The sequence below is a fragment of the Arthrobacter sp. YD4 genome (assembly GCF_030410515.1).
In the GTDB taxonomy this organism is placed as follows: Bacteria; Actinomycetota; Actinomycetes; order Actinomycetales; family Micrococcaceae; genus Arthrobacter.
The window spans coordinates 127,997-141,496 of record NZ_JAUHHD010000002.1 but is presented as its reverse complement, the minus strand read 5'-3'; the positions used below and the strand labels follow the sequence as shown (position 1 = coordinate 141,496).

The following is a 13,500-nucleotide window of genomic DNA, read 5'->3' as shown; positions in this document are numbered from 1 at the left end:
AACTTGCTCAGTTACGTGGGCCGATGCCATTTCTGCCGGAGCTCATGGCTAGAGGGCCTGTTTCCGGTGGTTGATTTCTGTGCGGTTCGTGAGGAATGCACGTTGAGGGATCCCTCACCGTGCACAGTGATTAACCCAGTGGAGACGTCCGGTGAGGGTCCAGCTACGGGCTGTCGTGTGGACGTGTGGCATCTTAGGCGAGCTCGTCGAGTGCTGCGGCCAGGAGTTCCATCCGGCCGCTACCTCCGTGTCCCTCGTCTTCGACGATGCTAGTGTGCTCGACGGCCATTCGCTGTGCAGTCGCCACGGGGTGATGGCTGGTCCGCTGACGTCGCGGCGGCCGTGGATCAGGTGCCGGACGGCCGGGTGGCATTTGGTGGCCTGCAGTGGCTTTTATCTGGGCCGTGCGGCCAGGGCTGTTGCCAGAGCAGTGGCCGAGCTGGTGCTGCTGTCGATCCGCCAGTCGGTTTCCTTGTTGAAGTCGAACCAGACCACCGCTGTGACGTCAGTCTGGGCGGCCAGGTAGCTGATCAGCGCAGTGTTCCAGTCTGCCTTTGAGCCGCCCTGTTCGGCGGACGAGGCTTCGGCGATGAGGATCTGCTTTCCGGCGGCCAGCCGGCGAAGTTCGGCCAGGCCGGGAGCGAAAAGGTCCGACGGTGAAGTCCAGCTGGTTCCCGCCGTCGAGGTACCCCAGTTGTAACCATCCAGGGCCACCGCGTCCACGTAACCGGCGCCGGGGTAGAGTCCGTCGAGTGTCGTCGAGCCGAAGTACGGAATATTGGGGTTCCAGACCCAGGTGATGTTGGTGGCACCGGTTGTGGCGAGGACGTTGTGGACGTGCCGCCACGCGGCGGCGTAGTCGCCGGCGGCATTGCCGTTGACCCCCTCGGCCCATGGGTACCAGTTACCGTTCATCTCGTGTCCGAACCGCAGCATCACGGGATGGCCCCAGGCTGCCAGTGCCGTCCCCCACTGCTGAAGATAGGGGTCGAAGTTGCCGGCGGTGATGCGGTTGAGGGCAAAGGCTGGCTGGATCGTGCCGCCGCCCCAGGCCCACGGTTCCCACGTCAACAGGGTTACAGCGCCGCGGCTGCGCACTGCGTCGAGTTCCGTGATGGGCGGTGCCTGGTTGAAGTCTTTGTAGGACAGAATGACCGACGGTGCTTCGCCGGTGAGGGTTCCGACCTGGTCCAGTTCGGCTGAGGCCAGCGGGCCGCCCGGGGTGCCGACGCCGAAGCGCAGCGGTGCGGTGGTGATGGCAACCGGTGCGGGTTGGGCCGCGGTGACGGTGAAGACCGCGGACGCTGCGACCGTTCCGGACGTGGCCTTGACGGTAACGACCGTATCGGAAGACTGCGGCATAACGACGTCAGCCGTGAAGTACCCGGAGGTGCTGACCTTGAACGTGGAAGAACTGGCGCCGGCGGTGAGCGTTCCCGAGCTCTTTTTGGGGAAACCGGTTCCGGTGACGGTGATACTGGTGCCCGCCGGTCCGCTGGCCGGGCTGAGGCTAACCGACGCGGAGGCGGCGTGTGCGGGAACTACCCCCAGAGCCAGGCCCGCCACGGCGAAGGCTAGGGCGGCGGCCAGGGCTTTCAATGGCTTCATGGGACTCCTTGGCCGGCCCCGGCAAAGCGGGCCTGCGGACGCTACTGGGCTTGGCGATTGCAAGCTGCATCCAGTGTCCCGCACCGGTTCCCGTCCAAATGGGTAAATGAGGCAAGGGAAGCCGAGGATTAGCCAAGGATTTCGCTCACTCGTGCAGCGGTGTCTTTGACAGGATCCAGGTGTTCGTTCCGTCCTGGCGTTTGAAGGTCACCGTGGTGACCAGGGCGCGGATGAGTGCCAGGCCGCGCCCGGACTCTGCCTCACCGTCGGGCATGGGCGCATCGGTGTCGATGGGGTCGGGGACGGCGGCGCCGAAGGCACTCACGCGGGCCTCGAGCCGGACGGGGGTGACGCTGATATCCACACCGAGCTCTACCGGCGTTGTGGACTGGGGAACTGCATGCTGCACAACGTTGCTGGCAGCTTCGATCACGGCGGTGGCAAACGTCATCCGGTCCATGTCGGGAACAAAGGACGCGTCATCCCACAGGCAGTCAAGTTCGGCGTGCACGGCATCGATGGCGGCCGGTTCGGCCGCCCGACGAAGCGTGCGCCGCGCGAGGACGTCAGTCATTGCTGAAAGCAACAGCGGCGGAAGGGTAGGAAGTGAGGACCTTGTCCATGCTGGTCAGCCCCAGGACCATTTGGACCTGCGGCTGAACAGCTGCGATCCGGAGATCACCGCCGGCCTGCCGGGCGGCCTTGAGGCAGCCGATGAGCGCTCCCAGCCCGGATGAATCCATAAACGCTGTTTGTTCCAGGTTGAGCACGATGCGCGAGGAACCCGCGGCCACAACTTGGGCCACCATTTCGCGGAGTTTTGGCGCGGAGACCATGTTGAGCCGGCCGGCGGCGGTTATCTCGGCGTAGCTTTCATTGACTTTATAGCTCAGGTCCACGGACGGCCCTTTCGGTGGAAAATTCGTTGATGCTGTTGGTCCCGTCGGGGTGGTCCGCGGCAGGGTTGCCCTTGTACAGGACCGCCCGAACCAGGACGCTCATGATGATCAGGTCAAACACCACCCAGAATACGTTGACGAGTGTGCCGATCGGTTCGGACATTCCGGCGACAAGCCGGCCAATCCCGACCACGCTCGCCACCACCAGAAAGACGGATACGACGATCTGCGGCCGTATCAGGCTCCACCGCGGGCCGCCGGCCTGCCGGTCCTTCGGTGTGACGGCGAAGCCGAGGGGACGTCCGAACCAGACGTTTCCGGCCGCCGTCGTGCAGGCCTTGATCCAGGTGGGAAAGAGGGCAAGGCTGTATTGCTGCCCCCGCCAGGTGGGGATGCCCTTGCCCGCAACGGCGAACAAGAGCTGGTTCACCACCATGAATGGGATGAACCGCAAGAAGAAGTCGGCGCTGAGGCTGCTGACCGGCAGGACACCGAAGAGCAGGTAGACGACCGGCGCGGCAAAGTAGACGACGGCAGCGAAGCCGCTGAGGTAGGTCCACATCGTCGCGAAGTACATCAGGCGCTGGCCCAGCTTCATTCCCCGTTGCACGAGGGGGTTTTCCCTAAGGAAGACCTGCATGGTGCCCTGCGCCCACCGGAGCCGCTGGGTCAGCATAGTGCCGATGTCCTCCGGCGCCAGCCCGTAGGCCAGGACCTCATGGTGGTAAACGCTTTGCCATCCCATGACGTGCATCCGCATGGACGTCGCCATGTCCTCGGTCACGGAGATGGTGGCAAGCGGCATGACCGGCTGGGCCTCATCGGTCCGTTCCACCGACAACGCGTCCAGCACCGCCTGGACGGACTCGATGGCCCCGAGGGGCGACCAGTCACGGGCCGCCATCCGCTGGACAGCGTCGTCGGTCACCACTGGCACTCCGGCGTCGCCGACCTCCACCGGAGACATCGCGGCAATCTCCTCCAGGTCGGCCTGAAGCGCGGATACGTCTGCCAGGACCAGCAGCTGCACGGCCTGGTCCACCCGGCGCCTGGCCCGGTAGGTGATCTCGCTCAGCGATTCCCCGGCGTCGAGCCGGTTACGGGCTTCCTCGGTTGCTGCTTCAACCTCGTCGAGGGTCTGCCGCATGAGGGCGGATTCCCCCGTGGCCGCTTTGCGCGCCTTGCGGATCGCGGCCTGCGAAGCCCTGAGAGCGCGGCGGATGCTCTTTTCGGTTTCCTTGACGTAGCCCACCAGTCCCAGCTGCATGAGGGCCTCGCGGCGGAGGATGGCGTTGGAACCGCAGAAGAAGGCGGCGTTCCATCCGTCCTTGCCCTGCTGGATCGGGCCATAGAACAACGGCGCCTGGCTGCCCAGGGGGTCCTCCGCAGGGACGTTGCTGAAGTACTGGGGCGTCTGGACGAGGGAGACCTTGCGGTTGTTGAAATAGCCCAGCGTCTTCTCCAGGATGTCCGGTTCCGGGATCTGGTCCGCGTCAAGGATGAGCAGGAACTCACCTTCGGTCTGCATCAGGGCGTTGTTCAGGTTTCCCGCCTTAGCGTGGCGGGGCATCCCGTGCCACTCCGCAGCGCGGGTCACGTACCCCAGGCCGTTCGCTGCGGCAAGGTCGCGAAGTTCGGTCCGGTCCCCGTCGTCCAGGATCCACGTGCTGTGCGGGTGCCGGATTCTTTGGGCGGCCAGCGCAGTGGTCATGACCAGTTCGAGGGGCTCGTTGTATGTGGTGATGAATACGTCAACGGTGGCGTCCGAGGGAGCCGCTGCCGGCCGGGGCCGGGACTTGAGTCGCCAGACCGTCATCCCGAAGAGCAGAACGTCGATCAGGCTGTACGTTTCGGCGGCGACGAGCGGCACGGCGATCCACCACGCGTCCCAGTTCAGTGAGGCGATCCAGCGCCAGGCAATGTAGTTGACCCCGGCCAAGCACGTCAGTGCCACGAGGAGCCGCGTCCAGACGCGCTTCGCGGCGCCCCCCGCGCGCACCGGTGGTGTTTTTGCGCCGTGGGTGTCCGTATTGCGCGGCGGCGCATTCACGCCAGCATCCTTTCGAGGGGGGTGAGTTGGCTGAGGCGGTCCCGCCCCACGGCGAGAATGGTGACGTCATCGGGGTTGGAGGTGCCCCGTGCCAGCCGGTGCACGGAGTCGACGAGGTCCTTCGCGGACCCCGCCGAGACGGCGAGTTTCCCGATCTCGTCGACCGCGGCCAGGGTTCCGTCGTAAAGGTCGAGAACCCCGTCACTGAAGCTGACAATCATGTCTCCGGGCTCCAGCCGGGTCTCGAAGGACTCCCACCGGGTGTCCGGCAGCAGGCCGACCGGCATGTTTTCCGAGGCCAGCCGCTCCCAGGTGCCCTCTGCCCGGATGACCAGGGTCAGGCCGTGGCCGGCGTCCGAGAACAGGATCCGACCGTCCGATGCCCGCAGCCGGGCGTGGAACAGGGTCGCGAAGGAATCGGCCTGACTCAGGTCGGTGGCCAGGCAGTCCTGCGTGAGTGTCAGGGCCGTTACGGGGTCGGCGCTGTTCCTGGCGCTTCGGATCACGGCCCGGGTGGTCGCGGCGATCATGCCGGCCCCGGCGCCCTTGCCCATCACGTCACCGAGCGTGAATCCCAGGCCGCCGTCGATCAGATACCAGTCAAAGAAGTCTCCGCCCACGGCTTTGGAGGGAATGCACGCCCCGGCTGTCTGGTAGCCCGGCAACGGTGCAGCGTTTTTCGGTAGCAGGAAGCGCTGGATCTGCGCTGCCCGTCTGAGTTCCGCAGTTGCCGCCGCGGCCTGATCTCTGGCGGTGTGAAGGTTTCGCCGTGATCGTCGCGCCAGTTCGTTGACCACCAGGGCACCCAGGACAAAGATCAGCGTGCTGTAAAGCCCGCGGGAGAGTTCGTTCGGGTTCTCGTCGATGCTGGATCCGAGGGCGAACGGGACAATGATGGCCACGGTAGCGCCCACCGCCGCGTAGGCCACATTGCGCCGGCCCTCTCTCGCCGCGAACCACAGCACCGGCAGGAGGACAAGCGAAGCGTAGATGGAGTGGCTCTCCCCGGTGCCGTGCCGCAAAGCGCCGGCGGCCAGGAAGTCCAGGGACGGGATGATCCCCGCGAAGCGTCCCGGACCTGGCCGGGCGGCGATCGCGGCGTACCCTGTGGCGGCGGCCGTCAGCACCGCCCCGGCAGCCAGGGCACCCCAGTCGCTCACCGTCAGGGTCGGGAGGGTGATGCTCATGAGGGCGGCCACGATGAAGAACACCAGGAACGGGAGTTGCTTCCACAGAGGTGGGAGTTCGTCCACACTCGTCATGATGGCTTCACGCGTTACCATTCCAGCCACTAACTCTCGCTTGATCCGCTGGGACTTCCCGGCGCTCGTCTCTGGTGCATCCTACCAGCCTCTGGGTACGGCATACCTGCCGGCCACCCCTAGCCCGATTCCGCGTCCCGCAGGAGCAGGACCGCGGTGATGTCGTCCAGGATGCCGGGCTTTCCCCTCCGGTCGCACAATTTTTTGACGGCGGTGTCCGCGTGTTCCCGGGTGTTCATCTCACCCAGGGCAGTCGCAAGATGATCGAGGTCACCGCCGTGGAGGTCCATGAGGCCGTCGGTCGGTATCAGGATCGCATCCCCGGGGCCGAGGCTGAAGGTACGGGTGTCCCAGGTCCGGCCGGGCATCAGGCCCAGAGGCGGGCCCGTCGGAGGGAGACGTTCGATGGTGTTGTCGGCACGCAGAATGTGCGTCAGTCCCTGGCCGGCATCCGCGTAGTGACCGGCGCCGGTTGCCGGGTCGATGACCGCATGGAAGGTTGCAGCGTAGGAACCGGCGCGGGCGAGGATCTCATCAAGGCGGCCTGACACATCCCTAAGAGTGCCGGACGGATCCTGGGCCCAGCCGGTGCTGGTGAAGGCAGAGCGGACGGCGCTGGCCACGAGACCCGGACCGATGCCTTTGCCCATGGCGTCGCCGACCGTGATGCGGAAGTGCCCCGCCCCGGTGGTTCCGAGGTCGTAGAAGTCACCGCTGAGCCCGAAAGCGGGGTAGTAGCAGGTGCCCAGGGAGTATCCGGCCGGGGCTGGCGGAGTGGGCGGCAACAGGGCCCGTTGCATGCGGGCTCCGTGGTCGATGTCCCAGGAGAGGTTCATCTCGCGCTGGATGATTTCGGTCAGGTCCTCGAGGATTGATTGCAGTTCGGGGCCGAATGATCTTGGCACATCATCGATGATGCAGAAAGTTCCCACACGGGTGCCGCCAGGTCCGGTGAGAGGTCGGCCGGCATAGAACTTGATATGGGGGTTGCCGGTCACGAGCGGGCTCGTTCTGAAACGTTCATCGGTGAGGGCGTTTTCTACGATCATGGTCCCTGAGTGCTTGATGGTCTCAGTGCAGAACGTGTCACGCCGCTCCGACTCCCGCGAGAGAGGGCCCACAAAAGACTTCAAGTACTGACGGTCCTTGGAGATCAGGGAAATGCTGGCCGCGCTCACCCGGAAGAGTCTCTGGGCGAGCCGCGTGATCCGGTCGAAGCGTTCTTCTGAGGGCGTGTCCAGAAGGCGCGTCATGGACAGGTCCTCCAGCCGGGCCCGTTCCTGTGCCTCAGGTCCGCGGCGGCGGTTCTGGGATCGGTAGTCCGTGCTTGTCATACATCCTTCACACAATTGAGCCGATACCCATGACAGGGTCTGTCACTGCTGTCCGTCCGCGGCCATCCGCTGTCTGCGGGCCCCCACCATGCCCAGCATATCGCCAGTCCCAACAGACACGGCTTCGCTCCTCTACCGTGGCCTCATCACCGCACAGGACAGCCTCACACTTCGCACCGGCCGGACTTACCGCCATAAACGAGGGCGCGGCAGGATCCGTAAAGGAGCACTGAAACAGTCCACCAACATGAAGCCGATTAGCCCACGCCCCACAGTCGTCGAGACTCGCACCCGCATAGGGCACCGGGAGGGCGATATCCCTTACAACGGGCTGTCCGTTAGCCGGTCGATCACCGTGTCCAGAAGACGCGACGCTACGTCCCGTGCAGGTGCTGGCTCAGTCCATGTACGTAAGACCCGCACGGTGATGTGCGCGGTGACGGGGGGATTACTGCAACCATGTTCCTCATGACCGGAATGAAGATCGGCTATGCCCGCGTCTCAACGAACGAGCAGGATCTGACCGCTCAACGAAACGCCCTCCTTGTCCTGGGTGTTGAAGAGAAGCAGATCTTTGTCGATCACGGACTTACAGGAGCTAACCGTCTACGCCCTGGACTCCGTGAAGCGATGGCGGCATGCCGGGCCGGCGATACTCTCGTGGTGACCAAGCTCGACCGGTTGGCCCGCTCCCTTTCTGATGCCAGGGACATTGCCGATGAGCTGACGGCCAAAGGGGTTGTGCTTAGTCTCGGCGGCAACAGTCACGACCCGACCGACCCGGTAGGCCGGCTGCTTTTCAACGTCCTGGGAATGGTGGCCGAGTTCGAGGCGGATCTGATCCGGGCGCGCACCCGCGAGGGAATGGCGGTCGCAAAGGCCAAGGGACGGCTGAAAGGCAAGCAACCAAAATTGTCCAAGGCGCAGCGGAAGCACCTCCTGAAACTGCATGAAGCCGGGGAGCACACGCAGGCCGAACTAGCCGAACTGTTCGGGGTGTCACGGACGACTGTGTACCGCGAGCTTCAAAGACGGGCCATCTGAAGACCGTTGCGGTGCCGCCGCTGCGAGTGCACTAAGCGCTGCGAGAAGAACACGATTTAGCGCCGCGATTCACTGGTTGGAGCGGCGCAGCGCTATACGCCAACAGCAAGCCCGTGCTGCACGTGAGAGCACGACAACTTAGCCCGGATCGACGTGCTGCCTGAAGACTCTGGGTTTCGGTCTCGCCAGCAAGCGCCCTGGCCTACTGCACGGGCCTCGCTTCGCTCGGGCTGTAGAAGCGCTTTTTCTGTTTTGGCTGCTGTCCTGTCGGATTGTACGTGTCCGCTCCGGCCGGTCTAGCCCCTCCTTCGTCGGGGCCTGCGGTGCAGGAAATGTCCCTGCGGCGCTCCTTCGTCGCTGATTTCCTTCGGGAATTTCCCGCCCCTTGCCCTGCGGGTAGACAGGCCTCCGTCGGCCACAGCTCCGCAAGCTTCGCCAGCAGCCAAAACAACGGGGGGAGAGGGGACGCTGGCCGGTCACCAAAGCCGCCCCACCCGCCAAATTCCTCTGCAAAAGGAGCAACACCATGAACGCAATCACCACGAAGACGGCGATCACGCAGGACACCGGCGAAACGATCGAGGGCGTGGCCGTGCTGGGCGATTACCACGTCAACGGCGGCTACGACTGGATGGAACTCATCGGCGAACACGGCTGGGCCGTCATCCCCAGCTGGGGCATTGACGGCTGGGACTTGGGCAACTGGCCCTACGTCATGGTCGCCGCGACCCGCACCGCCGACAGCATCGGGAACCTGTTCGGCGTCGCCACTTATTGCGAGGGCGACGTGACCTGCACCTACTACCGGACCAAGGCACGCCAGTGGGACGCAATCAGCGAACAGGCCTTCTTCCATTGGAAGAGCGGACAGGCCCACGGCCCGGACGACCTGCCCGAAGCCGCCGCAGAACTCCCGTCCCGCTACCGGATGCCTTACATGTCCAACGTCGCCTAAAACCCCAGCAGTATGGGGTTGCCCGCAAATCGTGGACAGTTGGTCAGGCGGCTTGTGCCGGCTGAGGTTTTGTTGTGGTGAGGAATCGTTCGTGTTCCACGGGTGCGGTGTAGCCGAGTGCTGAATGGAGCCGGGCACGGTTGTAGAACTCCTCGATCCAGCGGCCGGTCGCGCGGATTGCCTCGTGTCTGGTTGCCCAGCGGCGGCGGTCGTAGAACTCGGTCTTGAGAGTGGACCAGAATGATTCCTGCATGGCGTTATCCCAGCAGACCCCGGTGCGTCCGACGGATTGGCGGATGCCCAGGCCGGCGCAGACGTCGTTGAGCTGGGTGGAAGTGAATTGGGTGCCGCGATCGGCGTGGAACACGACCCCCTCCGGGCCTCCGCCGCGCAGGATGTGGGCCATGCGGAGCGCGCGTTCGACCAGGCTGGCCGTCTGGGTCGAGTCCATCGCCCAGCCGATCACCCGCCGCGAGCAGCCGTCCCTGACCGCACACAAATACAGCCACCCCTCGCCGGTGCGAAGATACGTGATGTCCGAGATCCAGACTGCGTCCAGGGTCCCTGTATCCCACTTCCTTGCCACCAGATCCGGGATCGAATGGACCCGGGCCTGACCGATCAGGACGTCGGTACGCCCGGCTGGGAAGAGGTCGCCTGTGACTTCGTTGACGGTCTGATGGGCCAGTGACTCAAGATGGAAGTGCCGCCAGCGTCACACCTGCTGCTGTAACCATGGCTACGGCTGTGATCCGGGCATCGTCGCAGGGAGCTGGGCCGCCTTTCGTCCTCCGGGTCTGTTTGGGGACAGTTCCGAGGCCCTAGGCGTCCCTTAAAGATTCAGCAATCCGACAGCCAATATTCGTCAAAGCCGGTTCCGGCATCACACTGTCAGCCGCTCACGGATTAACTGGTAAAGACTTACAGCCGTGGAAAACTCGGCCCGTGGTTACCGCTTGGCGGTCCAGGTTGTGCACGGCCGCTGGTCACTGCGGCGGGTCGACGGATGTGGTTCCCTGGCGGTTGTGTGCAGCCGGTCAGGTGGGTCCCGTCGTCCACCTGTGTGCGGGAAAAGCAGCGGAGCGGTTGGGCTTTTGCCGTGCCCATTCAGCTACTTCCGCTGTCGCGGAATGGAACGCTGCGGCGCGCAACCGCCGGCCGGTAAGCCCCGGCCGGGAGACTTTGCAGCCATCTGCTGAGCTGTGGAGCAAGTACGCCAACGACGTCAGTTCCCTCCGGGAGAAACTGGCCACGACCCCGCACGATGATCACGCTGCCTGGGCGCAGGCAGCCCGTGAGCCTTCCGCGGCGTTCGGTGCATGGTCCAAGCGGATAGAACCGACACCGGGACCGCTCGCAGACGCTGCCCGAGAACTCGCCAAGTCCGCCCAGCTGCGCCGTTACCCGGCGCGCCCGGCAGTGTCCCTGCCGTCCGCACGCGGGGCGACCATGATCCTCCTGGCCGCGACGTCCAAGAGCGACCGCGCAGCGTACGCTCTCCTGTTCCGGCAGCTCGCACTGACGGCCCGTGCCATCTACGACATGCACAAGGCCACAGACGATCTCCGCCGGGTCCAGGGGCTCGCCGCAGCCGTGCGGTCAGCCAGCAAGGTTGTCGAAGCCAGCGCCACCGCACAGACACTCAAGGCACAGCCGATGTCGATGGAGACGCTGCGCCAGCAGCACCTGGAAGCATCCGAGGAAGTACTCAAAGCAAGGTTCCTGGTCGAGCGTTCACGAGGCGGCGCACTGCTGCCGTCCGTTCTGACCCGGCCGGATGCAGCGCAGATGCAGGGAGCCCAGTCACGGACCGAAGAGACCCACCGGCAGAACAATCCAGGCATCGAGCGATAGGGGAAGAGCATGAGCGAAGCAGACGGAATGGAAGATGCAGTGGACGGGGCGATGCGCACCGGGCTGATGGTCGCCAGCCGCATCGGCGAGCAGCTTGCCAGAATGCGCGAACAGGAACAGCCCACCATCGCCGCAGCAGAGGAACAACGAGCCCGCGAGCTGCAGCAACGCCTGTTCGCTCAGCGTGCCGCGGCCCGCGCCCAGCTCGCCCCCGTCTCCCGCGAGGACTGGTGGGACGAAGCCAGCCCCGAAATGATCGAACGGGTCCACGAGACCGCCACCGCGTGGAAGGCCTACGACCCCGAAGCAGCGTCGGCGGCCGAGAAGATCAGCAAACAGGTTCAGAGCCGGTACGGCATAGACGTGAACAACACCCACGTGGACGAAGCCTCCGTGGCGGCGGCCCTTGCCCGGGCACAGCAAGCCCTGGCTGGAGCCGAGAGCGAACGCAGCAAAGCATCGGCCGCGCGCACCGACGAAGTGGTGGCGGGCGCGGCAATCGCCGGCGCCAATCGACAGGACCGGGTAAACAGAAGCGGACCCGCGTGGGACACCGCAGAACGGCGTCAGCAGCTGGCCGAAAGCCTGGAAAGCAAAGGCGACCGCGAGACCGTAGACTCACGGCTCCTGGCAGACAAGCATCAAGGCACCCACCCCTGGGCCGCCATCGCGCAGAAACCCTCCCCGGCCAAGACATCAAAGATGGCCGGGCAGGGCGGCTAGGGAAGGACGCTGGAACGCGGCGGGATCGAGCGCTAGAGGAGGCTTGAACCCGCTGATTGATCGCACGGGAGCACGCATTCGGTGGGCAGGATCAGATGGTGGCTGCCTTGGAGAGCCGAATTGCCTTGCCGTGAGTCGCTGAGGGGGTTAGGTACGGTGGGGCGATCGCCGAGAGAGTGGGAGATTTGGTTTCTGGCATCCTTGGACCATGGATGCTGACAAGGTAGCAGCGCCGGCCCGTGAGGAGCGTGTGCGTTGGGGTGTGCGCAAGCGTGCGACCGCGACCGCGGTCCTGGTGGTCGCGGCGGCGCTGGTTGTGGGCGGTCTGGTTCTGCTTGTGCTGCTGCAGACGTCCCTTAGGGCTGCGACGGAGACTTCAGCGCGGCGGCAGGCTGCTGACGTTATCGCTCAGATTTCGGGGCAGGACGTCAGTGAGGCGGCCCAGTACATTGTGTCCACGGCCCACACTGGACGTTACGTCCAGATACTGGGCCCTGGCGGGGATGTCGTTGCCGCGTCCGTGCCTGCTGCGACAACGGTTCCGCTGACCTCTTTGCAGCCGGGGCCGGGTCAGACGTTGAGCGAGGATGTGTCCGGGCTGCGCGGCGTGGGCGACTCCGATAGCTACCTGATCGTGGCCACCGGCGTCAGTGTCGGCGGTCGGCTCTACACGGTGGTTGTTGCGGCGACGCTTCAGGTCCAGGCGGACACCCTGGCCACGGTGGCCTGGTTTTTTCTGGGTGCTACGCCGTTGTTGCTGGCGGTCGTGGGTGTTGCCGTGTGGGTCCTTGTTGGGCGGTCGCTGCGCCAGGTTGAACGGATCCGCGGCCAGGTCGCTGGGATCAGCGCCCGGAGCTTGGACGGGCGGGTGGATGTGCCGCCCACGGCCGATGAGATCCAGTCGTTGGCCGAGACAATGAACATGATGTTGGGCAGGTTGGAGGCCTCGGACCGGGAACAGCGCCGTTTCGTCTCCGATGCCAGCCACGAACTGCGCAGCCCGCTGGCAACGCTCAGTGCCGGGGTGGAGATCGCCGCCGCTGACCCGTCCGGGGCGACGTGGCAGGAAATGAAGACCATCCTGGCCGGCGAAACAGCCCGGATGCGTTACCTCGTGGAGGACCTGCTGACCTTGGCCAAAACCAACGATGGCGGGCTCCGTCTTGAGAGCGCCGAGGTTGATCTTGATGACGTCCTGAACGAGGAGGTCCGCCGGCTTCGCTCCACCAGCGTCCGCAGCCTCGAGGTCAGCCTTGAACCTGCCAGGGTGATCGGTGATCCGCGGCGGCTGGGACAGGTTCTGCGTAACGTCCTTGATAATGCCGACAGGCACGCCGTTTCCAGAATCAGCATCCGGGTGCGGAACACCGGTAACGGTGCGCTCATCACGATCGATAATGACGGGCCGCCGGTGCCGGGCCCGGACCGGGAGAGGATCTTTGACCGGTTCGTCCGGCTGGATGAAAGCCGGTCCAGGGAAGGCGGCGGTAGCGGCCTGGGCCTCGCCATCGCCGCGGCCATCATGGCAGCCCACCACGGCTGGATCCGCACCGGCGATGCCCCCGACGGCGGATGCCGTTTTGAACTGGGTTTCACGCGCATCGTTCCCGGCCATCCCGGCGCTAACGCAGGAACGGCCGGCCGCGCAGGAACGGCGCCCTCCGCGAAGGGCAGCGATGGCACCGGTCAAGGGCCGGCCCGCGTATGAGATTCCCGGCGCCAAGAAGAGTTACCGGTCCGGGAACCAGGGACCATCGGGTGCAGGAGCCTG

General features: G+C 65.1%; 11 protein-coding genes and 1 pseudogene. 5 read left to right on the top strand and 7 right to left on the bottom strand.

Annotated features, from left to right (window positions below; all coding sequences use genetic code 11):
- Positions 1–393 precede the first annotated feature (393 nt).
- The 6 genes from QWJ39_RS04985 to QWJ39_RS04960 form a co-directional block, all read right to left on the bottom strand.
- Positions 394–1,608 (bottom strand): glycosyl hydrolase, encoded by a 1,215-nt coding sequence (locus tag QWJ39_RS04985; protein WP_290256618.1) that lies wholly within the window; start codon positions 1,606–1,608, stop codon positions 394–396.
- Positions 1,609–1,753: 145 nt separating this feature from the next.
- The gene (locus QWJ39_RS04980) at positions 1,754–2,182 is read right to left on the bottom strand and encodes an ATP-binding protein (protein WP_290256616.1); all 429 of its coding nucleotides are present in this window, start codon (positions 2,180–2,182) and stop codon (positions 1,754–1,756) included.
- Entirely contained in the window at positions 2,175–2,507 is a 333-nt protein-coding gene (locus tag QWJ39_RS04975; protein WP_290256614.1) for an STAS domain-containing protein, read from the bottom strand. Before QWJ39_RS04975 ends, QWJ39_RS04980 begins: the two co-directional genes overlap by 8 nt.
- Positions 2,491–4,461, bottom strand: a complete 1,971-nt coding sequence (locus QWJ39_RS04970) for a glycosyltransferase family 2 protein (protein ID WP_290256613.1) — start codon at positions 4,459–4,461, stop codon at positions 2,491–2,493. The genes QWJ39_RS04975 and QWJ39_RS04970 overlap by 17 nt, the downstream gene beginning before the upstream one ends.
- A 92-nt stretch (positions 4,462–4,553) precedes the next feature.
- The gene (locus QWJ39_RS04965; RefSeq protein ID WP_290256612.1) at positions 4,554–5,810 is read right to left on the bottom strand and encodes a SpoIIE family protein phosphatase; all 1,257 of its coding nucleotides are present in this window, start codon (positions 5,808–5,810) and stop codon (positions 4,554–4,556) included.
- Positions 5,811–5,938: 128 nt separating this feature from the next.
- Positions 5,939–7,072, bottom strand: a complete 1,134-nt coding sequence (locus tag QWJ39_RS04960) for a GAF domain-containing SpoIIE family protein phosphatase (protein ID WP_290256611.1) — start codon at positions 7,070–7,072, stop codon at positions 5,939–5,941.
- Positions 7,073–7,621: 549 nt separating this feature from the next.
- Here QWJ39_RS04960 and QWJ39_RS04955 point away from each other — a divergent pair.
- Both QWJ39_RS04955 and QWJ39_RS04950 read left to right on the top strand, forming a co-directional pair.
- Positions 7,622–8,197: a recombinase family protein gene (locus QWJ39_RS04955; protein WP_290257289.1), complete on the top strand. Its 576-nt coding sequence runs from the start codon at positions 7,622–7,624 to the stop codon at positions 8,195–8,197.
- Between the two features lie 526 nt (positions 8,198–8,723).
- Positions 8,724–9,152, top strand: a complete 429-nt coding sequence (locus QWJ39_RS04950) for a hypothetical protein (RefSeq protein WP_290256610.1) — start codon at positions 8,724–8,726, stop codon at positions 9,150–9,152.
- Positions 9,153–9,195: 43 nt separating this feature from the next.
- Here QWJ39_RS04950 and QWJ39_RS04945 read toward each other — a convergent pair.
- Positions 9,196–9,756, bottom strand: a pseudogene (locus QWJ39_RS04945) (IS3 family transposase); the annotation flags it as partial.
- A 578-nt stretch (positions 9,757–10,334) separates the two neighbouring features.
- Between QWJ39_RS04945 and QWJ39_RS04940 the strand changes: the two are divergent.
- From QWJ39_RS04940 to QWJ39_RS04930, 3 genes are all read left to right on the top strand, one after another.
- Positions 10,335–11,006: a hypothetical protein gene (locus tag QWJ39_RS04940; protein WP_290256609.1), complete on the top strand. Its 672-nt coding sequence runs from the start codon at positions 10,335–10,337 to the stop codon at positions 11,004–11,006.
- Between the two features lie 9 nt (positions 11,007–11,015).
- Complete coding sequence (locus QWJ39_RS04935; protein ID WP_290256608.1) at positions 11,016–11,729, top strand: hypothetical protein; 714 nt, start codon at positions 11,016–11,018, stop codon at positions 11,727–11,729.
- Between the two features lie 208 nt (positions 11,730–11,937).
- Positions 11,938–13,437, top strand: coding sequence for an ATP-binding protein (locus tag QWJ39_RS04930; RefSeq protein WP_290256607.1), 1,500 nt, complete (start codon positions 11,938–11,940; stop codon positions 13,435–13,437).
- Positions 13,438–13,500: the final 63 nt, after the last annotated feature.

Bases quoted from the DNA above. Each gene is read 5' to 3' on its own strand.
- QWJ39_RS04985 (WP_290256618.1), bottom strand. From the start codon at position 1,608: ATGAAGCCATTGAAAGCCCTGGCCGCCGCCCTAGCCTTCGCCGTGGCG.
- QWJ39_RS04980 (WP_290256616.1), bottom strand. From the start codon at position 2,182: ATGACTGACGTCCTCGCGCGGCGCACGCTTCGTCGGGCGGCCGAACCG.
- QWJ39_RS04960 (WP_290256611.1), bottom strand. From the start codon at position 7,072: ATGACGCGCCTTCTGGACACGCCCTCAGAAGAACGCTTCGACCGGATC.
- QWJ39_RS04955 (WP_290257289.1), top strand. From the start codon at position 7,622: ATGACCGGAATGAAGATCGGCTATGCCCGCGTCTCAACGAACGAGCAG.
- QWJ39_RS04950 (WP_290256610.1), top strand. From the start codon at position 8,724: ATGAACGCAATCACCACGAAGACGGCGATCACGCAGGACACCGGCGAA.
- QWJ39_RS04935 (WP_290256608.1), top strand. From the start codon at position 11,016: ATGAGCGAAGCAGACGGAATGGAAGATGCAGTGGACGGGGCGATGCGC.
- QWJ39_RS04930 (WP_290256607.1), top strand. From the start codon at position 11,938: ATGGATGCTGACAAGGTAGCAGCGCCGGCCCGTGAGGAGCGTGTGCGT.